The 21,300-nt window shown below is 69.4% G+C and carries 16 protein-coding genes; 5 read left to right on the top strand and 11 right to left on the bottom strand.

Annotated elements, in window-relative coordinates; translation table 11 throughout:
- Positions 1-38: 38 nt before the first annotated feature.
- Entirely contained in the window at positions 39-1,367 is a 1,329-nt protein-coding gene (locus tag AC10V3_RS32295; protein WP_022539475.1) for a tetratricopeptide repeat protein, read from the bottom strand.
- Between the two features lie 233 nt (positions 1,368-1,600).
- Here AC10V3_RS32295 and AC10V3_RS32290 point away from each other — a divergent pair, with 233 nt between their 5' ends.
- Positions 1,601-2,053 carry an FKBP-type peptidyl-prolyl cis-trans isomerase gene (locus AC10V3_RS32290; RefSeq protein WP_022539474.1) on the top strand — a complete coding sequence of 151 codons (453 nt, stop codon included), beginning with the start codon at positions 1,601-1,603 and terminating at the stop codon, positions 2,051-2,053.
- A gap of 33 nt (positions 2,054-2,086) precedes the next feature.
- Here AC10V3_RS32290 and AC10V3_RS32285 read toward each other — a convergent pair whose 3' ends face one another.
- Entirely contained in the window at positions 2,087-2,935 is an 849-nt protein-coding gene (locus AC10V3_RS32285) for an MlaA family lipoprotein (RefSeq protein ID WP_022539473.1), read from the bottom strand.
- A 55-nt stretch (positions 2,936-2,990) separates the two neighbouring features.
- Entirely contained in the window at positions 2,991-5,627 is a 2,637-nt protein-coding gene (hpnN, locus tag AC10V3_RS32280) for a hopanoid transporter HpnN (RefSeq protein WP_022539472.1), read from the bottom strand.
- Between the two features lie 178 nt (positions 5,628-5,805).
- Here hpnN and AC10V3_RS32275 point away from each other — a divergent pair, with 178 nt between their 5' ends.
- Complete coding sequence (locus AC10V3_RS32275) at positions 5,806-6,441, top strand: MlaC/ttg2D family ABC transporter substrate-binding protein (protein ID WP_022539471.1); 636 nt, start codon at positions 5,806-5,808, stop codon at positions 6,439-6,441.
- 174 nt (positions 6,442-6,615) lie between these two features.
- Here the strand turns inward: AC10V3_RS32275 and hpnH are convergent, their stop codons facing one another.
- Positions 6,616-7,785 (bottom strand): adenosyl-hopene transferase HpnH, encoded by a 1,170-nt coding sequence (hpnH, locus tag AC10V3_RS32270; protein ID WP_022539470.1) that lies wholly within the window; start codon positions 7,783-7,785, stop codon positions 6,616-6,618.
- A gap of 21 nt (positions 7,786-7,806) precedes the next feature.
- Entirely contained in the window at positions 7,807-8,826 is a 1,020-nt protein-coding gene (gene ispH / locus AC10V3_RS32265; RefSeq protein WP_022539469.1) for a 4-hydroxy-3-methylbut-2-enyl diphosphate reductase, read from the bottom strand.
- 237 nt (positions 8,827-9,063) lie between these two features.
- Between ispH and hpnA the strand changes: the two genes are divergently transcribed.
- Positions 9,064-10,068 (top strand): hopanoid-associated sugar epimerase, encoded by a 1,005-nt coding sequence (gene hpnA / locus AC10V3_RS32260; RefSeq protein ID WP_022539468.1) that lies wholly within the window; start codon positions 9,064-9,066, stop codon positions 10,066-10,068.
- A gap of 24 nt (positions 10,069-10,092) precedes the next feature.
- Here hpnA and AC10V3_RS32255 read toward each other — a convergent pair whose 3' ends face one another.
- From AC10V3_RS32255 to AC10V3_RS32235, 5 genes are all read right to left on the bottom strand, one after another.
- Complete coding sequence (locus AC10V3_RS32255; RefSeq protein ID WP_022539467.1) at positions 10,093-11,241, bottom strand: glycosyltransferase; 1,149 nt, start codon at positions 11,239-11,241, stop codon at positions 10,093-10,095.
- A gap of 9 nt (positions 11,242-11,250) precedes the next feature.
- Positions 11,251-11,661, bottom strand: a complete 411-nt coding sequence (locus AC10V3_RS32250; RefSeq protein ID WP_349608723.1) for a hypothetical protein — start codon at positions 11,659-11,661, stop codon at positions 11,251-11,253.
- Between the two features lie 215 nt (positions 11,662-11,876).
- Positions 11,877-13,256, bottom strand: coding sequence for an amino acid permease (locus tag AC10V3_RS32245; protein ID WP_022539465.1), 1,380 nt, complete (start codon positions 13,254-13,256; stop codon positions 11,877-11,879).
- Between the two features lie 332 nt (positions 13,257-13,588).
- Positions 13,589-14,371, bottom strand: coding sequence for an AraC family transcriptional regulator (locus AC10V3_RS32240; protein ID WP_022539464.1), 783 nt, complete (start codon positions 14,369-14,371; stop codon positions 13,589-13,591).
- Positions 14,355-15,266, bottom strand: coding sequence for a DMT family transporter (locus AC10V3_RS32235; RefSeq protein WP_022539463.1), 912 nt, complete (start codon positions 15,264-15,266; stop codon positions 14,355-14,357). The genes AC10V3_RS32240 and AC10V3_RS32235 overlap by 17 nt, the downstream gene beginning before the upstream one ends.
- 195 nt (positions 15,267-15,461) lie before the next feature.
- Here AC10V3_RS32235 and AC10V3_RS32230 point away from each other — a divergent pair, with 195 nt between their 5' ends.
- Together AC10V3_RS32230 and AC10V3_RS32225 are read left to right on the top strand one after the other, a co-directional pair.
- Positions 15,462-17,057 (top strand): DUF1800 domain-containing protein, encoded by a 1,596-nt coding sequence (locus AC10V3_RS32230; protein WP_022539462.1) that lies wholly within the window; start codon positions 15,462-15,464, stop codon positions 17,055-17,057.
- A gap of 18 nt (positions 17,058-17,075) precedes the next feature.
- Positions 17,076-18,398, top strand: a complete 1,323-nt coding sequence (locus AC10V3_RS32225) for a DUF1501 domain-containing protein (protein WP_022539461.1) — start codon at positions 17,076-17,078, stop codon at positions 18,396-18,398.
- 42 nt (positions 18,399-18,440) lie between these two features.
- Here the strand turns inward: AC10V3_RS32225 and AC10V3_RS32220 are convergent, their stop codons facing one another.
- Entirely contained in the window at positions 18,441-21,068 is a 2,628-nt protein-coding gene (locus AC10V3_RS32220) for a penicillin-binding protein 1A (protein WP_022539460.1), read from the bottom strand.
- Positions 21,069-21,300: the final 232 nt, after the last annotated feature.

Raw genomic sequence — 21,300 nt, 5'->3', positions numbered from 1 at the left:
TATAAGCGGCGATGCGTTGTCCGGGGCACCGGGTCGCGCTACACGCGGCACGCGTCTGCGCGCTGCACCAGCCGGTACAGGCTGGGGCTCATCGGCTTGAGTGCGGCGCGTTCGGCAGTGAGCGCATTGGCCAGGTTCGAGCGGCCGGCGCGCAAGGCGGCCTCGATCAGGGTCAGGCTGATGACGTCGCGCTGCGCATGGCTGCCGCCGAAGCGGTGCGCGACCAGGCGCACCGGCGCCAGCAGCTCGATGGCGGTGCCGTAGTCGCCCTGCTCGAACGCGATCAGGGCGTCGGCCACCGGCAGGCCCACGTCATGCGACATCATCGCATTGGTGCCGTCACCGAGTTCCGCGCGCTGCAAGGCGGCACGCCCTGCGGCGGCGGCCTCGGGCCGGCCCGCGCCAAGGCTGGCCATCACGGCATGGACGTCGTTGAAGGCGTAGTAGCCGGCCGCGCCGCGGCCCAGCCAGTCATCCGCCACGGGCTGCCAGCGCTTGCCGACGTCGACGCCGCGCAAGCGCAGGCGCCACAGCAGCGCGGTGGCGTCCACCAGGTCCAGCGCGATGGCGGGCGCCGGGCGGCTGATATAGCGGTCGTAGAGCGCCAGCACGTCTTCGATCCGGCCGTCCTCCAGCTGGAACAGCGCCAGGTGCCACCAGTTGTGCACCGCCAGCATGTTGTCGTCGGCCCAGTCGTCGCGGCGCGCGTCCAGCCAGGCGATGCCATCCGCCAGCCGGCCCTGCATCTCCATCACGTGCGCCACGGCATGCACGGCCCACGGGTCGCGCGGATTCAGTTCCAGCGCGCGGCGCCCGCGTTCCTCGGCGCGCTCGTAGAGCTGGGTTTCTTCCAGCCCGAAGGCGTGCATGCCGAGCAGGTAGCCATAGCCGGGCATGCCGGCATCCCAGTGCGGCAGCGCCTGGGCGACGCGGTCGCGCAGCATGGTCGACTGCCCGAGCAGGAAGTCGCCGAGGTGGGCGACCTGGAGCGCCAGCAGGTCGCGTGGATGGTCGATCACGATTTCGCCGTACAGCTGGTTGGAGCGGCTGAAATCGCCATCGAGCCAGGCGCGCGCGGCAGCTATATGGCGGCGCTCGCGGTCATTGGCAAGGTGGTGCAGGGCTTCGCCGGCTTCCACGCTCTGGCGCAGCATGGGTTCTACCGTGCCGTCGCCCGAGGTCACCATCAGCGCCGCGCGCAGCGCGTGGCCCATGACGAAGTCCGGGTTCTCCGCCAGGGCCGCGTCGATGACGGCGAGCGGGTCGCCGTAATAGCCGTTCAGCAAGCGCAGGGCCGTCTCGAACCGCTCGACCGACCGGGGGCTCTGTGTCGAGACCGCGAGGTCCCTGGAATCCGTCTGTGCCATGGCACCCTCCGTGCGCCCGACAGGTGCCGGGCTGTCAACAACCATCGTAGACGGCAAAACGGCATGTGTAACGGGCGAGGGCGTGCAAATCCGGCCCAAAGGGCCAGGCGCGCGCATGTTGTGCGCTATGTGCCGCTGCGGCCAAGGGGCGGTCGCTGCTCTTCCCACCGGGGCCGGCTTCCGGCCTCGGTTAAACTGCCACAACCCCATCACGACATCACAACGGGCTACCCATGAAGACACTCGCGCTTTTCCTCGGCTCCCTGACCTTCGCCTGCGCCGCTTCCGCGGCTGCCCCGGCGGCATCGGCTCCGACGGCCGCGGCGGCCCCGGTCGCGCCTGCGGCCGCACCGCAGACGCTGCCTTCGGGCATGACCATCCAGCACCTGGTCAAGGGCAACGGCGCCTCGCCCAAGGCCACCGACACGGTGCAGGTCCACTACCGCGGCACGCTGGCCGACGGCACGGAGTTCGACAGCTCGTACAAGCGCGGCCAGCCGATCTCGTTTCCGCTCAACCGCGTGATCCCGTGCTGGACCGAAGGCGTGCAGGCGATGCAGGTGGGCGGCAAGGCCAAGCTGACCTGCCCGGCGTCCACTGCCTACGGCGCGCGCGGCGTGCCGGGCACGATCCCGCCGAATGCCACGCTGACGTTCGAGGTGGTGCTGCTGGGCATCGGCAGCTAAGGCTGCGGGTGTGCGACAGCAGCTTAGGCTGCCTTAGCGCGGCGCCGCTTGCTGCGCCGGCGCCGGCGTGCCCGTCGGTGCGGCTGGTGCGGCCGGTGCGGCTGGCGCGGCTGGCGCGGTTGGCGCGGCGGCCGGTGCAGCTTCGCCGCTGTCCTCGTCTTCGCCGTAGTCCGGCAGCGCCGTGCTCTCGCCCAGCAGGTAGCGGCGCCGCTGCAGGTACCCGTCGCGCACGAAGGCGTACCTGTCCAGCGCCGCCAGCCTGAGCAGGTCGGTGGCGCCCAGCAGGTTGGTGCGCACATCCACCACGTTCATCGCGAACAGCGAATTGCGCACCGCCGGCTCGGCATAGGTGATCGGGTCAAACTGGAAATTCACATACAGGCCCACGCCGTCACGGAACGAGCTGGGACCGAACAGCGGCAGTACCAGGTAGGGTCCCGATGGCACGCCCCACGTGCCCAGCGTCAGGCCGAAGTCCTGCGAATGCTTCAGCAGCCCCGCCGGCGTGGCGATATCGATCAGCCCGCCGATGCCAAGCACCGAATTCATCGCCACCCGCATAAAACTCTCCGCCGCGTCCACGCCCTTGCCCTGCAGCACGTTGTTGGCAAAGTTGCCCACGTCAGCGAGGTTCGAGAAGAAGTTGGTGACGGCGGTGCGCACCGGCTCAGGCGTGACCGCCTTGTAGCCCTTGGCGACGGGCATGGCCACATACTCGTCGAGCTTGTCGTTGACGGTGTACACCACGCGGTTCATGGGCTCAAGCGGATCGTCCGGATTGGCATTCGGGCCGGTCGCGCAGCCGGCAAGCATGGCAGTGGCGACGGCGATGGCGGCGACGACCGGGCGCCCGGCTTGCGAGAGGGGTGTGGGGGGAGGCATCGGGTAAGGCGAAGCGAATCGCTCTGCGGGGAAGGGGGGGCGTGATCGATGGGCGCTATGGCCGGACGGGTTTGTCATGGGCGAGGTGCGCGTCTTCGCGCGGCCGGCCCATCAGGATCGGCTGGAAGAACACCGCGCCGATCAGCGTGCACACCAGCGCCAGCGCCAGCAGCTTGCCCATGCTGGCAGTGCCGGGATGTTGGGACAGCCACAGGCTGCCAAACGCGGTGGCGGTGGTGGCGGCGCTGTAGAGCACCGCATGCGTCAGGCTCGACTGCAGCAGCTTGGTCTTGCCGTGCCGCCAGGCAATCACATAGTAGATTTTGAACGCCACGCCGATGCCCAGCAACAGCGGCAGTGCGATCACGTTGGCAAAGTTCAGCGCAATGCCGAACAACACGCACAGCTCCAGCGTGACGATGGCCGATACCAGCAGCGGCACCAGCGTGCGCAACACGTCGGCAAAGCGGCGCAGCGTGATCCACAGCATGATGGTGATCGACACCACCGCCCAGGCACCGGCCTGTGCGAAGGCAGTCATGATGGTGTCGGCCGAGCCGCGGATGGCGATGGGCCCGCCGGTGGCGTTGGGTTCCACGCGCTGCACGGCGGCGATAAAGCGGTCCAACGCGGCTTCGCGCTGCGCGCTGCCGGCCGGCGGCAGCCTGGGACTGATGCTGACCAGTGCACTGCCATCGGGCGTGAGCCAGTCGCGCACCAGTTCGGGCGGCAGCGTCTGCTGGCTGACCGGCTGCGGGCCCAGCGCCAGCTTCAACTTGGCAAGCGCCAGCTGCAGCGGCAGCGCGATGGCCCGTTCGGCGTGGTCGCGCATGGCGGCGTCGGCGGCGGCGAGCGTCTTGAGCGTGGCGGCCAGGTGCGCGGCCTCGGCGGCGCCGGGGCCGGGATGCTCGTCGGCGGCGATGGCCAGCTGGCGTGAAGCATTGCGCAGCGCATTCACGCGCGCCAGATCGCTTGCCGGCGTTGCGGTGGGTTGCGTGAGGGCCGGCATCAGCGCGGCCGATGCCTGGCCGATAGCCTGCAGCTTGGGGGGCTGGTCATCGGGGATAAAGGTCTGCAGCGTGACCACGCGCGCCACCTCGGGCAGCGCGGCAAGCTTGCCGGCTGCCCCGCGCGCGGCCTCCAGCGACGGTGCCAGCACGCTGACATCGTCGGTGCCGGCTTGCGGCGCGTCCTTCAGCGCCAGCAGTGTTGCCATCGATTCCGACTTCGGGTCCTTCAGGTGCAGTGGGTCGAAGTCGAAGCGCAGGTGCGGCAGCAGCGGCGCGCCCGCCAGGATCGCCAGCAGCGTGACCAGCAGCACCGGCTTGCGGTAGCGCTCGAAAAACAGGTCCACCGGCGCCAGCCAGGCAAAGCCCGGTGCCTCGGCCTCGCCGCCGGGGTGCAGCACGGTGATCAGCGCCGGCACCAGCGTAAAGGTGGTGGCAAAGGCCACCATCATGCCGACGCCGGCGATCAGGCCCAGCTCGGCCACGCCGCGATAGTCGGTCGGCAGGAAACAGAAGAACGCCGCCGCCGTGGCCGCCGCGGCCAGCGCCAATGGCGTACCCACCGCGCGTGCGGCCAGCCCGAGCGCTTCGACCACGTGGTTGCGCTCATGGCGCTCGGCGCGGTAGCGCACCCCGAACTGGATGCCAAAGTCCACCCCCAGCCCGACGAACAGCACCGCGAACGCCACCGAGATCATGTTCAGCGCGCCGACCATCGCCAGCCCCAGCGCGGCGGTGATCAGCAACCCCGCGAACAGGCTCGCCAGCACCGCCACGATTAGCCGCACCGAGCGCAGCGCCATCCACAGGATCAGCACGACCACCAGCATCGTCAGCACGCCGTTGAGCAGCGCGCCCTCGCTGACCGAGGCGAACTCATCGTCGGCCAGCGCCTGCGGGCCCGTCAGCCGCACCGTGGCCTGGTAGCGCTGCGCCAGCTGCAGGTCCGCGGCGGCCTGTCGGATCGCACGCGAGGCAGCGGCGCCGGCCTGCAGGTCGCTGTAGTCCAGTACCGGGCTGACCGCGACAAAGCTGAAGACCTGTCCATCGGGGCCGGGCTTGAGGCTGTCGTCGAGCATGCCGGCCCACGACAGCGCTGCGGGCTTGCCGGTCAGCACCTGGTCGAGCGTATCGGCACTGCTGTCGAGCATTTTCGCCATGTCGCCCAGCCTGACCTGGCCCATCTGCAGCGGCAGCGTCAGCGTGGTGGTGAGCGTATCGGCCAGGCCGCGCAGGGTGGGGTCGTGCGCCAGCGCACCGACCAGCGGGCGCGCCTGCGCGAGCTGTTGCGTAAGCTGGCGGACTTCGTCCGTGCTGGCGAACAGCAGCCCATTGCGTTCGAAGAACGGCCCGCTGCCGGGCTGGCTGACGGCGTTGAAACGTGCCGGCTGCCGGCGCAGCGCCTCGGCCAGCGCGCTGGCGGCGGCGTCGGCCAGTTCCGTCGCTGGCGCCTGCACCACCGCCAGGATCAGCTGGTTGCGCTGCGGGAAGGCGTCACCGATGGCGGCGTCGCGTACGGCCCAAGGCGCATCCGAGTCCAGCAGGCGGCCGATATCGGTGTTGATCGCAAAGTTGCGGGCCACGTAGACGCCGCTGACAGCAGTCAGCAATGCCGACAGGACGATGACCCGCCACGGCCAGGAGGTGGCAAGCCGGACGATGCGAGTCAGCAACGAAGTCAGCATGGGCGGATCCGGAAGGAGCACGAACCCGGAGTATATCGGCTGGCGCGCGCACGGGAGGGCGGGCGTGGCGCATGCGGCATGCCGGGGCAGAACCGAGGCGATCCGCTATAAACTGTCAGGCATGCGCCGTCATACAGCGACGACGCTGCCCCCACTGTCTTTTCCGGCACTCACGTCCATGAAGATTCACGCATTGTTTCCCCTGGCGCCGCTCGCGGCGGTGGCCATGGTTTGCACGGTGCACGCCCAGGCCGTCCAGCCCGGCGACCTGCGCGCCAGCCCCGAGCGGCTGGTCCAGGCCGCGGTGGAGGGTGTGATCGGCACCATCCAGTCCAACCCCGACACCCGCGCCGGCGACCTCGACAAGATCACCACGGTCGTGCAGAAGCAGTTCCTGCCCTATACGGATTTCCAGCGCACCACGCGGCTGGCGGTGGGCAGCGCCTGGCGCACGGCCACGCCTGAACAGCAGAAGCAGCTCTACGAGCAGTTCGAGGTGCTATTGGTGCGCAGCTACGCGGTGTCGCTGGCGCAACTGCGCGAGCAGAACGTCAAGTTCCGCTACCAGCCGGTCAAGGCCGCCAGCGGCGCGACCGACGTGGTGGTACAGACGCGCGTGATCAACAGGGTTGACGAGATGCAGATCGACTACCGGCTGCAGCGCACCGCCAACGGCTGGAAGATCTATGACATCAATATGATGGGGGCGTGGCTGATCGAGGTTTACCGGAAGCAGTTTGCGGATATCGTCGCGCGCAGCGGGGTGGAGGGGCTGGTCAAGTACCTGACCACTCACAACGCGCGCCAGGCCTGACACCTGAGCGCGGGGCGCTGCCAACACTTCGTGGCGCCGCGGGCCCGGTGACTTGATCTCGCGCCTGGCCTGGTAGCGCGAGCCGGCACCGCCGTCGAAGCCGTCGAAGGAGGGTGCCTGGAGGAAGAGGTTTTACGTCCGCCGCGTGTACGCCGCGGCCATCGGCAGTTGCCTTCAGTGGGTGACGGCGGCGTTGGCCTTGGCCCCCCGGTTGCGGTTCGCGGGCGGCTTCGCGCGCTGGATCTGCTCCAGCTTGATCTCGACGTGGCGCGAGAACACGTATTCCGCCGGCCGCTGTTTGTCCAGCGCAATATCTGGCGCCATCGGCCCGTTCGTGCGCACGCCGCGCAGGCTCACTCCCAGCGCCTTGAGCGGATGGGCAAAGGTGTCGGCGACCGCAGTGGCCTCATAGCCGCTGTGCACCATGCAGTCGGCGCACTTCTCGTAGTTGCCGGTGCCGTAGGCGTCCCAGTCGGTCTCATCCATCAGCTCACGGAAGGAGGCGGCGTAGCCTTCGCCCACCAGGTAGCAGGGGCGCTGCCAGCCGAACACCGTGCGTGCGGGGTTGCCCCACGGCGTGCAGTGGTAGGTCTGGTTGCCAGCCAGGAAGTCCAGGAACAGCGTGGACTGGCTGAAGGCCCAGTTCTTGCCGCTGCGGCCGCGGCTGAGGATGTCGCGAAACAGCTGGCGGGTCTTGCCGCGGTTCAGGAAGTGCTGCTGGTCCGGCGCGCGCTCATAGGCATAGCCCGGCGACACCGTGATGCCGTCCACGCCCAGCGCCTTGACCGAGTCGAAGAACTTCGCCACGCGCTCGGGCTGGGCATCGTTGAACAGCGTGCAGTTGATATTGACGCGGAAGCCTCGTTGCTTGGCCAGCCGGATCGCTTCGACGCAGCGGTCGTACACGCCTTCCTGGCAGACCGAGCGGTCATGCATCTCGCGGTCGCCGTCCAGGTGCACCGACCAGATGAAATAGGGGCTGGGCTCGTACTGGTCCAGCTTCTTTTCCATCAGCAGGGCATTGGTGCACAGGTAGACGAACTTGCGCCGTGCCATGATGCCGCGCACGATCTCCGGCATGTCCTTGTGCAGCAGCGGTTCGCCGCCGGCGATCGACACCACCGGCGCACCGCACTCGTCGACCGCGTCCAGGCATTCCTGCACCGACAGGCGCTGGTTCAGGATGGGATCGGGATAGTCGATCTTGCCGCAGCCCGAGCACGCCAGGTTGCAGCGGAACAGCGGTTCGAGCATCAGCGCGAGCGGGTAGCGTTTCTGCCGCGACAGATGCTTGCCGACGATGTAGGCGCCCACGCGGGCGACCTGCAGGAGCGGGATGGCCAAGGCAGCTTCCTCAGGTTGGGTTCAGCCGGCGATGTTCTCGCTGGCGGGCGCGGGCGCGGCGGCGGTCTCTGCCGTGGCAGCGCCCTTCCCGGGTTTGCGCGGGGCCGATGACGGCTTGACGTCGGCCAGCTCGGCCGGCAGGCGGAATTCGGCGTGTTCTTCGCGCCCGGCCATGGTGGTGACGTCCACCGGGCCCAGCCGGCGCAGCGCGGCAATCACGTCCTCGACCATTTCTTCGGGCGCGGAGGCGCCAGCGGTGATGCCGACCACGTTGGCGGCGCGCACCCAGGCGGGATCGAGTTCGCTGCCGTCGGCGATCAGGTAGCTGGGCACGCCGCTTTCGGTGCCGATTTCGCGCAGGCGGTTGGAGTTGGAGCTGTTGGTCGCGCCGATCACCAGGATCACGTCGGCCAGCTTGCACAGGTCGCGCACCGCGCTCTGGCGGTTCTGCGTGGCGTAGCAGATATCGCGCGTGTCCGGGCCGACCAGGTCGCTGAAGCGGCGCCCGAGGGCGGCGATGATATTGCGGGTGTCGTCCACGCTCAGCGTGGTCTGGGTGACATAGGCAACCGGCGCGTCTGCGGGCAGGTCGAGCTGCTCGACCTCGGCCTCGTTCTGCACCAGGATCACCTTGCCGGGGATCTGGCCCATGGTGCCTTCCACCTCGGGGTGGCCGGCATGGCCGATCAGGATCACCGTGCGGCCGCTGGCGGCGTACTGGCGGCCCTGGGTGTGGACCTTGATTACCAACGGGCAGGTGGCGTCGATCGCATGCAACTCGCGCTGGCTGGCTTCGGCGACCACCTGGCGCGACACGCCGTGCGCGCTGAAGATCGTCACCGCGCCGGCGGGCACCTCGTCCAGTTCTTCGACAAAGCGCGCGCCTTTTTCCTTCAACCCCTCTACCACATGCTTGTTGTGCACGATCTCATGCCGCACGAACACCGGGGCGCCGTGCTTGACGAGGGCGCGGTCGACGATTTCGATCGCGCGCACCACGCCGGCACAAAAGCCCCGGGGCTGAGCAAGAATCACCTGCATAGAGAAGACCCCCAACTCTTTGCAACGGGTTTCATGTATGGGACGGCGGGATGGAGATGCACGCAGATCCACCGCAGATCACATTTCCACCGCACGGTGGTTACTATATACCCGACACGCCGGCTTTGTCTGGCAGCGCTGCGGCCCTGCGGGCGGCTTCCGGGTGGTTCGTTGGCGATTGGCTGGCGATTCCCGGGCAGGATTGCGGCGCATTCATCTCACCGGGAAAACGGCTTTATGGCGATAAACGATGACGTGCTGGTGACAGGAGCCTCGGGTTTTCTCGGCTCGGCTGTGATGCGCCAGGCGCTGGCGCGCGGTTTCCGGGTGCGGGTGCTGGTGCGCCCGCAAAGCCCGCGCACCAACCTGGCCGGTTTGCCGGTAGAGGTGGCGGAAGGCGACATGCGCGACCCGGCCGCGATGGCCGCCGCGCTGCGCGGCATGCGCTACCTGTTCCATGTCGCGGCCGATTACCGGCTATGGGCCCCGGACCCCGAGGCCATCGTGCGCACCAACGTCGACGGCACGCTGGCCGTGATGGAGGCCGCGCAGCAGGCCGGCGTGGAGCGCGTGGTCTACACCAGCAGCGTGGCCACCTTGCGTGTGGCCGGCGCCCAGGGGCCGGTGGATGAAACCGCGCCGTTGACCCCGCACGAGGCCATCGGCGCGTACAAGCGCAGCAAGGTGCTGGCCGAGCGCGTGGTGGAGAAGCTCGTGGCCGAGCGCGGCCTGCCGGCGGTCATCGTCAACCCGTCCACCCCGATCGGCCCGCGCGACGTGCGGCCCACGCCGACCGGGCGCATCATCCTCGAGGCGGCCAGCGGCAAGATCCCGGCCTTTGTCGATACCGGGCTGAACCTGGCGCATGTGGATGACGTGGCCGAGGGCCATTTCCTGGCGCTGGAGCGCGGGCGCACCGGCGAACGCTACATCCTGGGCGGCGAGGACGTGATGCTGCAGCAGATGCTGCGCGATATCGCGGGGTTGTGCGGGCGGCGGGCGCCGACCATGCAACTGCCGCGCTGGCCGCTGTACCCGCTGGCGCATGCGGCGGAGGCGGTGGCGCGGTTTTCCGGCAAGGAGCCGTTTATCACGGTGGACGGGCTCAATATGTCGAAGTACCGGATGTTCTTTACGTCGGAGAAGGCGCGACGGGAGTTGGGGTATGTGCCGCGGCCGTATCGGGATGGGTTGCGGGATGCGTTGGAGTGGTTCCGGGCGCAGGGGTATCTTGGCAAGTAACGGTGCGGCCCTGAACCACAAACCTCAGGGCCGCACCGGCGCCTGCGCCCGCCCTTTCCACTGCCCACCCCGCCGCAACCAGTAGCGCCGCGCCGAATCGATCGTCGCCCCGAGATAGAACAGCGCCGTCACCGGCAGCAGCGGTGCCAGCCACGCCGGCTGCCGGTATTCGCGCAGCATCGGCAGGTAGGCGCACGCCATCGCACCCCACGCCAGCCACGCCGGCCAGAACTGCCCGCCCCCCGCCAGCGCCAGCACGGGCGGAAGCAAGTAGGTAATCACCATCCCCGCCCCAGCCCCCGCCAGCAGCAGCGGCGAGTAGCGCAACTGCGTATAAGCACTGCGCGCGATCATGTCCCACAGGCTGCGCCAGTCGTTATAGGGGCGCAATGAATGGCTGTCGTCCGCCAGGTCCAGCCGGATCGCGCCGCCGGGCTTGATGCGCGCGGCCAGGCTGCAGTCGTCGATCAGTTCGCCGCGGATCGCGGCAAAGCCGCCGATGCGCGCCAGCGCCGCGCGGCTGGCCAGCATGCAGCCGCCGGCCGCGGCGGCCACGCGGCTGCGCGGGTCGCGCACGCGGGCAAACGGGTAGAGCTTGGCGAAGAAGAACACGAAGGCCGGCACGATCAGCCGTTCCCAGGCCGACTCGCAGCGCAGCCGCACCATCAGCGAAACCAGGTCGCGCCGCTCGTGCTCCGCGCGCGCGACCAGCGCGGCCAGCACGCCGGGTCCGTGCCAGATATCGGCATCGGTGAGCCAGACGTAGCGCGCCTGCGGCGCGAGCCGGTCGGCTTCGGCCAGCCCCTCGGACTGGGCCCACACCTTGCCACTCCAGCCGGCCGGCAGCTCGCTCGCGCCGATGACTGCCAGCGCCTGCGGGCGAGCCGTGGCCGCGGCTGCGGTGCGCGCCATATCGGCGGTGCCGTCGTGGCTGTGGTCGTCCACCACTACCAGCGAAACCCGGCCCGGGTAGCGCTGGCCCAGCACGCCCGCCACGGCGCGGCCGATCACCTCGGCCTCGTTGCGCGCGGGGACGATGGCGACGACTTCAGGCCAATGCGCCGGGTCCGGCGCGGCATGCGGCTTGCGCACCCGCCAGAAGCCGGCGCGGGCAAAGAGCAGCGCCAGCCAGACCGCCAGCGACAGCAGCGACAACGCAAAAGCCATGCGCATGGCTCGCGCTTACTTGACGAAGCGCCGCGCCAGGCGGGCCAGCCGTGGTACGGTTTCCGGCCGCAGCAGGCGCGCGTCGTAGCCGGCCATGCGCCGCTCGTTCTCCACCAGGCACAGGTCGATCATCGCGCCCGGCGTCAGCGCCTCGCCCAGCGCCGCCGAGCCGTTCATGGTGAAGTTGGCGTCCTGCGCCGCGCCGTCGGCATCGATGCCGCGCGCGATGCCGATGCGCTCCCGGATCAGGAAGGCCCACACCCGCGCCACCTTCAGCGCGAACAGCGGGCGGCGCCACCCCGGCCAGTCGATGACGGCGGGTTTGTAGGGGTTGTGGGTCTGCTGCAGCATATGGCAGAACATCTGCAGGTGCTGTGCGGAGCCGATGCGCACCGGCCCCGGAGTGGGGTCGGTCCAGTGGCGCATGGCATGGTCGGCCTGCTCGACGGCAGTGCGCGCGACTGTATCGGCAACCGCGATGGCGCGGGCCTCAGCATCGGCGGCGCTGTTGCGCAGCGGCGCAGCGGCCGCGCGGCTCGCAATCTCGGTGGTCTCGGACATTCGGCCCCCTGGCGTTGGATTGCCCGGGGGCCATTGTAGCGAGGCGCGCCGGCCGGCGCACCCCGCTGGCTACAGCCAGGTCAGGCGCTGTAGCTGACCGGACCGCGCGAACGCATGTCCAGCGCGTAGTAGCACACCGTCAGCAGGACCAGCCAGCCCGGGCCCACGTACAGCGCCACGCGGGTGTCCGGGAAATAGGCCATCAGCGCCACCACCAGCGCCAGGAAGGCCAGCGCGATGTAAGAGCCATATGGCCAGAACGGCATGCGGAAGGCCAGCGCCTTGCGCTCGGCCGGCGCCAGGCTGCGGCGGAAGTTGATCTGCGTGACCAGGATGATGGCCCAGGTCCAGACCGCGCCGAAGGTGGAAATCGCCGTCACCCAGACGAAGACCTTCTCCGGCACCAGGTAGTTGAGCAGCACGCCGCACAGCAGCGCGGCGATCGACACCAGCAGCGCACGGCGCGGCACGCCGTTGCGGTCGACCCTGGCAAAGGCGGCCGGCGCCTGACCCTGCTGCGCCAGGTTGTACAGCATGCGCCCGGTGCTGAAGATGCCGCCGTTGCACGACGACAGCGCCGCGGTCAGCACCACGAAGTTGATGATGCCGGCGGCGGTCTTGATGCCCAGCCGCTCGAAGGTCAGCACGAACGGGCTGCCCTGGGCGCCGATCTCGTTCCACGGGTACAGCGACAGGATCACGAACAGCGCGCCCACGTAGAAGATCAGGATGCGCCAGAACACCGAGTTGATTGCGTCCGGAATCGACTTCTTCGGGTTGCGCGCCTCGCCGGCGGTCAGGCCGATCATCTCCACGCCGAGGTAGGCGAACATCACCATCTGCAGCGACATCAGCACGCCCGAGGCGCCGTTGGGCATGAAGCCGCCGTGCTGCCACAGGTTGGCGATGCCGGTGGCGACACCGCCGTTGCCAAAGCCGAACACGATCATGGCGCCGCCGCCGATCAGCATCAGCACGATGGTGACGATCTTGATCATGGCGAACCAGAACTCGAACTCGCCATAGGCCTTGACCGCCATCAGGTTGACCGAGCCCATCGCCGCCAGCGCGGCCAGCGCCCAGATCCAGCGCGGCACGTCGGGGAACCATATGCCCATGTAGATGGCCACGGCGGTGATTTCCGCCACGCACGTCACCAGCCACAGGAACCAGTAGTTCCAGCCGGTCAGGTAGCCCGCCAGAGGGCCTATGTGGTCCTGCGCGTAGCGGCAGAACGAGCCGGCCACCGGGTTCTGCACGGCCATCTCGCCCAGCGCGCGCATGATCAGGAAGATCACCGCGCCGCCGATCAGGTAGCCCAGCATGATGGAGGGCCCGGCCATCTTGATGGCGTTGCCCGCGCCAAGGAACAGGCCCACGCCGATGGCCGAACCCAGCGCCATCAGCCGGATATGCCGTTCGCCCAGGCCGCGTTGCAGATGCTCTGCGCTTGCACTCATGTCTCGTTGTCTCCGTGTGATCAGAATGGCCGCGCCGGCCCTTGTGGGGTCGGCGGGAGCAGGTCATTTTCGCGTTTACAGGGGTAGCTGCCGCGAGCAGTCTAATCGGCACATCGCGCAATCGGCGCACGCCAACGCAGCCTCGCCCGATCGGACATTGCTGACGGACCGCGTGCCGCAAACGGAAAATAGCGGGCAGATTAATAAGATTGCGGGGGCATTTGTTGCTGAATTCATTCCGAAATTCAGAAAAGATTGCTCGCTGAGCAGGGCTCGATCATCGTCAGCCAGGCATTCCGGAGCCCCAGCACCACCGACTGAGCGCTGTGTGTTCAGCCCCGGCGATCCCGTGACGCTGCCTCGCGCCATGCCCCGGGCGGTTGCCCGAAGCGCCGCGTAAAGCTGCGCGTGAAGGTGGTCTGGTCCGGATAGCCCGAGGCCAGCGCGATCTCCGCCAGCGGCAGCGTGGTCTGCGACAGCAGCTGCACCGCCCGGTCCAGCCGCAGGCGGGTCTGGTAGCGATGCGGTGTATCGCCGAAGGCCTCGGCAAAGAGCGTCTGGAAGCGCCGCACGCTCCAGCCGAAATGCCCGGCCACTTCCGCCACGTGCAGTGTGGAGGCCAGGTTGGCGCGCAGGTAGGCGTCCACCGCCATCAGTGGGAACAGGTCCTGGTCGCCCGGCATGCCCAGGCAATCGGCCAGCGCCGCCGCCAGCGTGGCGGCGAGTTGCCAGTCAGTCTGCGGGCCGCGCGCCGCGGCCGCGGCGCGCCATGCCGCCAGCGCGCGCACCCGGCTGCCGAAGGCGCCGTCCAGCGAGAACGTGCGCGAGCGCGCCATCAGCCGCGCCGGCAGCGCCACCGAGTGCGCGGGGAAGTCCGCCACCAGCTGCAGGTTGCCGTCGAAGCCCAGAAATTCATGATGACTGCCGGCCGGCACGATCAGGCCGGTGCGGTCGTCCACGCGGTAGACGTGGCCGTCGATCTCCAGCTCGGTGGCGCCGGCCAGGCCGAACAGCAACTGGTGGTAGCCGTGCTGGTGGCCGTCCGGTTGCGGGCGGTAGCGCCGGTGCTCGACCAGCGGGGACGCGTGCGAGGAGGGTTCAGCGCGCTTCGGCATGCCGCAACCTGCCCCGGGTCTGGCACAGCCAGACGCCTGCCCCGGCCACCGCCATGCCGAGCCCCTGCACCGCGTCGAGCCGCTCGCCGAACAGCAGCCACGCCTGCAGCGCGGCCAGCGGCGGCGCCAGGAACATCAGCGCGGCGGCGTTGGCGGCCTGGCCGCGCCGCACCAGGCTGACCAGCAGCCAGGTGCCGGCACCGGACAGGCCAAGCGCAGCCCAGGCCAGCGTGGCCCACAGTGTCGCGCTGCCGTGCCAGTGCAGTGGTGCGTCAGCGGCCTGGATCGCCACCATGACGCCGGCGACCAGCATGGCGCCAAGGTTCTGCCACGCCGAACTGGCGCGCAGGTCACAGGCGGCGATGGCGGATTTCTGCAAGAGGGTTCCCATGGTGATCGAGACGATGGCCAGCACGCCCAGCAGCACGATCCACGGCGAGACCGGCTGAGAACCGACCTGCATCGCCGGGGCGACCACCAGCGCGACGCCCAGCGCACCGAGCGCCAGGCCTTGCCACGTCCGCCTGGAAGGTAGCTCCTTGAGCAGGGGGATGGCAAGCAGCGCGGTCAGCAGGGGCTGCAGCGCGCCCAGCAGCGCCATGATCGCCGGCGGCAGCCCTTGCGCCACGGCGCCGTAGCCGGCGCACAGGTAGATGCCCTGCATCAGCGCACCGGCCAGCAGGTGGCGCGGCGCCTCGCGCAGCGGCGGCCACGCCGCGCCCGCGGCCAGCGACCACCCGACGAACATCAGCCCCGCCACGGCAAAGCGCGCCAGCAGGAACAGGCTGGTATCGGCCAGCGGCACGATGGCCTTGCCGACGATAAAGCCGGTGGACCAGACCAGGACGAAGGCGAGGCTCGGGAGCCAGGCGGTGGCGGGGAGGGGGCGCGACATGACAGCAGGCATTTCCGCCCAAGGGGCGCGATCGGGATGGCAAAGCGCAAGGCTAGCCAGCCGCGCCGCCGCTGTCTTGGCAATTCCGGCAATCGCCCGCTGGAAGCATTGGTAACACTCCCCCCACACTTACGGGTCAACGGAAACGCGCTTGCCACGTAACATCGTCATAGGCGATACAGCGAAGGAGCGGGCATGGATGCAGTGCAGCATGCGAAACAACCCGGCACGGCCGGCTGGCTGGATGCGAGGTACGCGGCCTGGCGCGCCGCCGCGGCGCTGGCCCTGGCCGCGTGCCTGGGCGCCTGCGCGCAGCTGCCGGCCGGTGCCACCGACAGCACCGCGGACCTGCACTGGCTCAACACCGTCACCTACGGCGCCGACCAGACCAGCCTGGCCGAACTGCGCCAGCTCGGCCGCAAGGGTTATCTCGACCGGCAACTGGCACTGCCGCTGGCCGATCCGCCGGAACTGGCAACGGCCATTGCCGCACTGCCCGGCCTGCAGGCCGATGCCGCCGCGCAACTCAAGGCTGCGCGCGAGGCCCGCGAGCGCATCGACGCGCTGCCCGACGACAGCAAACAACAAGCCCGCCAGGCACTGAACGCGCAGGGCCGCGAGCTGGTGGCCGATACCGCGCGGCGCCACCTGCTGCGCGCGCTGTATTCGCCGGCGCAGCTGCGCGAGCAGATGACGTGGTTCTGGATGAACCATTTCAACGTCTACGCGGGCAAGGGCCAGGTGCGGCTGCTGCTGCCCGACTACGAGGAACGCGCGATCCGCCCGCACGCGCTGGGCCGCTTCCGCGACCTGCTGATGGCCACCGTCACCGCGCCGGCGATGCTGCTCTACCTGGACAACGCCCAGAGCAGCGCCAACCGCATCAACGAGAACTACGCGCGCGAGCTGATGGAACTGCATACGCTGGGCGTATCGGGCGGCCCCAGCGGGTCACGCTACACTCAGCAGGACGTGCAGGAGCTGGCGCGCGTGCTGACTGGCGTGGGCGTCAACCTGCGCGGCACGCCACCGCCGCGGCTGGCCCCGGCGCGCGCGGCGCTGTATCGCAGCGAAGGCGTGTTCGAGTTCCATCCGGGCCGGCATGACTTCGGCGTGAAGACGCTGCTGGGCCAGCGCATCGAGCCCGCCGGCTTCGCCGAGGTGGAGCGCGCCGTGTCGATCCTGGCGCGCGAGCCGGCCACGGCGCGCTTTATCAGCGCCAAGCTGGCCACCTACTTTATCGCCGACAACCCGCCGCCGGCACTGGTCGAGCGCATGGCGCAGACGTTCACGCGCAGCGACGGCGATATCGCGCAGGTGCTGCGTACGCTGTTCCTGGCGCCTGAGCTGGACCGGCTGCTGGCCTCGCCCGCGCGCAAGTTCAAGGACCCGATGGTCTACGTGGTGTCGTCGATGCGCCTCGCCTATGACGGCCGCCCCGTTACCAACCTGCGCCCGGTGCTGAACTGGCTGAACCAGCTCGGCGAGCCGCTGTACGGCCACGTCACGCCTGACGGCTATCCGTCGGCGGAGAGCGCGTGGGCCAGCTCGGGGCAGATGGTGCGGCGCTTCGAGATCGCGCGTGCGATCGGCTCGGGGCCGGCTGGTCTCTTCGCCGGCGATGCGGGCAAGCCGCGCGGCGCGCGCTTCCCGATGATCGGCAACAAGCTGTACTACGACACCATCGAAGCCACGCTCGGCCCCGCCACGCGCGCCGCGCTGGCACAGGCCGAATCGCAGGCCGAATGGAACACCGTGCTGCTCGGCTCGCCGGAATGGATGCAGCGCTGAGGGACAAAGGAGCGAACCATGCAACGCCGACAATGGCTGAAGACGATGGGCGCCGCCACGCTCGGGCTGGCGCTGCCCGCCATCGCCTCGCGGGTCTATGCGCTGCCGGCGCAGGCCGATGCGCGCTTCCTGCTGGTATTTCTGCGCGGCGGCTATGACGCCGCCAGCGTGCTGGTGCCGGCCGGCAGCGAGTTTTACTATGCATCCCGGCCCAACATTGCCATCCGGAAACCGGTGACAGGCGCGGACGCCGACCCCAACGCGGCCGTGGCACTGGCGCCCGCCTTTGCCGCCGACAGCGCCGCGCGCGGCATTGGCGACTGGGCGCTGCACCCGGCGCTGGCCCCGACCATGCTGCCGCTGTGGCAGCGCGGCCAGCTCGCCTTCGTGCCGTTCGCCGGCACGCACGACCTGTCGCGCAGCCACTTCGAGACCCAGGACGGCATCGAGGCAGGACTGCCGGGCGAGGGCGAGGATCGCAAGGACGTGGCGTCCCTGCGCGGCAGCGGCTTCCTCAACCGGCTGGCACAGGCGATGGGCGGCCAGGCCGCACCGGTGGCGTTCACCGATGGCCTGCCGGTGGTGCTGTCTGGCCCGCGCGACGTGCCCAATGTCTCGCTCAAGGGCAGCGGCCGCACGCCGTTCGATGCGCGCCAGTCGAAGCTGCTGGCGCAGATGTACCAAGGCACGCGCTTCGAGTCGCTGATCGATGAAGGCTTCGAGCTGCGCGAGACGGTCGCGCGCCAGGCCCGGTCTGCGCAACCCGCCATGTCAGGTGGCGATCCCGGCACGATGGCGTCGCGCCAGCAGGAAATGCAGGCCGCCAACCGCCGCTCGCTCAGTGCGCGCGGCTTCGAGGTCGAGGCGCGCCGCATGGCGGGGCTGATGCGTGAGCGCTTCAACCTGGGCTTTATCGACGTGGGCGGTTGGGATACCCACGTCAACCAGGGCGGCGCGCAGGGACAGCTTGCCGGCCTGCTCGACAACCTTGGCCGCGGCCTGTCGGCCTTTGGGGCGGAGATGGGCCCAGCGTGGAACAAGACGACGGTGGTGGTGCTGTCAGAGTTCGGCCGCACCTTCCGCGAGAACGGCACGCGCGGCACGGACCATGGGCATGGCACGGTGTACTGGGTCACCGGCGGCGCGGTGCGCGGCGGTCGTATTGCGGGCGAGCAGGTGGCGGTGGAGCAGGCTACGCTGAACCAGAACCGGGACTGGCCGGTGCGCAATGAATATCGCGCCTTGCTGGGCGGCGTGTTCCGCAGGCTCTACGGGCTGGATGATGCGCGGCTGGCGCAGGTGTTTCCCGGCGTGCGGGCACGGGATATCGGGCTGGTGTAGCGGCCTGGTGCAGCGGCCCGCGCGGCTGGCCGTGGCCGGTGCTCAGTAGCTGCCGTTCCCGGAGGTGATGGTTGCCGGCGCGACGGGGTAGACCGGTGCGGCAGACGAGGGTGCCGATGGCTGCGGGGCGGGCGCAGGCGGCGCGGCCGGAGCGGGCGGATTGACCGGAGCAGCCGGATAGGCGGGCGCGGCAGGAGCCGGTTGTTCCGCCGGCGATATCGGCGCAGCGGGCGCACTGCCGGCGCTCACGCCCGGCGGCACCGCGATCACCGATTCCCCCCGGTCCAGCGCCAGGCTGGACTCCTCCGGGCTCATCTCCGCGCCTGGCGCCGAAGCAGTCGCCGGCGCGCTCGCCGGCGGCGCAACCTCAGCCTCCTGCGCCGGCAACGCCTGCCGGCGCGGCGCCGGGCGCGGGGCCGGCGCTTCGGCCGGCTTGTCGCGGCTGAACAGCTGGCTGAACCAGCCACGCACCTGCGTGCCCAGCGACGCAAGCAGGCTGGTTTCCTCGTGCTCGGCAAAGCGGGCGCGGCCGTCGACGATGCGGGCGCGCAGCGCGCGCTGGTAGAAGTCGCCCACCATCGGCAGCGCGCTGTGCGCGCCCTGGCCCCAGTAGTCGCTGCGCAGCGTGACGCGGCTGTCGTTGAAGCCGACCCAGGCCCCTGCCACCAGCTCCGGATGCATCAGGATGAACCAGCCGTCGGCGTTGTCCTGCGTGGTGCCGGTCTTGCCGGCAACGTCGGCGCGGATGCCGAAGCGCGAACGGATGCTGGCGCCGGTGCCGCGGTCGATCACGTCGCGCATCACGTCGAGCAGGGTCTGCGTGGTGGCCGCGGGCAGCGCGTGTTCGGCGCGCGCCTGGCGGAAGGTCTGCAGCACGTTGCCGTTGCGGTCTTCGATGCGCGTCACCATGGTTGGCGCGATGTAGTCGCCGGCGTTGGCGATGGTGCCGTAGGCGGCCACCATCTCCTTGAGCGTGACCGGGCTGGTGCCCAGCGCCAGCGACGGCACCACGTCGAGCTGGCTCTCGCGCACGCCCATCTCGCGCGCGAGCCGCGCCACGCGGTCCGGCCCGACCTGCTGCATCAGCTGCGCGGTGATGGTGTTGCGCGAATAGACCAGGCCGTCGCGCAGCGTCATGGCGCGGCCGGTGGGACGGCCCTCGTCGGTGGGGCGCCAGATTTCGCCGCCGGCCAGCTCGATCTCGACCGGCTGGTCCATCAGGGTGTCGTCGGGCGACTTGCCTTCTTCGAAGGCCGCGCCGTAGACAAAGGGCTTGAAGGTCGAGCCCGGCTGGCGGCGCGCCTGCTGCACGTGGTCGAACGCGTCCTGGGTGTAGTCGCGGCTGCCAACCCAGGCGCGGATCTCGCCGTTGCGCGGGTCGATGGCGATAAAGCCGGCCTGGATGCGCGTCTTCTGCTGGTGCAGCGCGCGCATGAAGGCGCCGTCGGCGAGCAGGTGCTTCATGACCTCTTCAGGCGGGGTCCCGGCGGCGGTGGCGGCGCGGTATTCCGGTGTTTCGCGCACGAAGGCCTGCACCAGCGCCTTGTCGGCGGCCCAGCCCGCGCGCGGCGCCCACGCCGCGTTGGCGACCGCCTGCAGCCGGTTGCCCTGCTGCACCACGGCCTGCGTGGCCATGGCCTGCAGCCGTGCGTCGATGGTGGTGCGCACCACCAGCCCGTCGGCGTAGATGTCGTAGCCGTTGCGGTCGGCCCAGCCGATCAGCCACTTGCGCAGCTGCTGCGCGAAATGCGGCGCGGGGCCGGGCGGCTCGGTCTGGCGTTCGAAGTCGATGCGCAGCGGGCGCTTCTTCAACTGTTCATAGCGGGCCGCATCGAGCTTGCCGCGCTTGACCATCTGGCCCAGCACGGTATTGCGCCGGTCCAGCGCGCGCTCGGGGTTGAGCACCGGGTTGTAGTAGCTGTTGCCCTTGAGCATGCCGATCAGGGTGGCGCTCTGCAGCACGTCGAGCGACCGGGCCGGCTTGTCGAAGTACGTGCGCGCGGCCATCTCGATGCCGAACGCGTTGTACAGGAACGGCACCGTATTGAGATAGGTCTCGAGGATCTCGTCCTTGGTATAGAGCGCCTCGATCTTCAGCGCGGTGATCGCTTCCTTGAGCTTGCGCGTCAGCGTGGGCGCGCGCCCGATCTCATCGGGATAGAGGTTGCGCGCGAGCTGCTGCGTGATGGTCGAGCCGCCCTGGCGGTCGCCGGTGAAGGTATGCACCGCGGCCGAGGCGATGCGGCGCCAGTCCAGCCCGTGGTGCTGGTAGAAGCGATGGTCTTCGGTGGAGATCAGCGCGGCCAACACATTGGGCGAGATCTGCGCCAGCGGCACCCAGTCGCGGTTGGCCCACTTGAAGACGGCCAGCTCCTTGCCGTCGGCGGACAGGACTTGCGCTGGCTGCTCGGACTTGGCCTTGCGGATGTCGCTGATGCCGGGCGTGAACGGGACCAGGATAAGGACATAGAGCAAGAGGGCCGCCGGGATGGCGGCCACGCCCACCAGCACGCCGCGCCGGGTCGGGCGCAGCGAACCGGGCTGCGTCAGCCCGAGGCGCGCGGTGCGCGCGCCCAGAGAGGACAGCCGTTGCTTCAGGGAGGCAGGCAGCAAGGCCTGCATTGAGGCAAGCCGCGGGGCAAGCCGGGTCTTGATCTCTGCCAGCCTCATGACGCGAAGCTGTCGAGGCAAAGGCACATGGCGGCACGGGGCACTGGCATTACCGTCGTCGGAAAAGCCTGCATCCTACCAAATCGTTCCCGTTGCTCACAGGGAAAACCCCCATCCGAGAGCTATGCGGCACATCTTGCTGCCAAGCATGCGTCACAAGGCTTTCATATTGCGCCAGCACAATGCGCAGGCCGCCACTCGTGCGGACGATGCGCCGTTGCCGGGTTGATCG

The organism is Cupriavidus sp. PB-02, from assembly GCF_058252315.1.
This window is presented reverse-complemented; position numbering and strand designations above follow the sequence as displayed.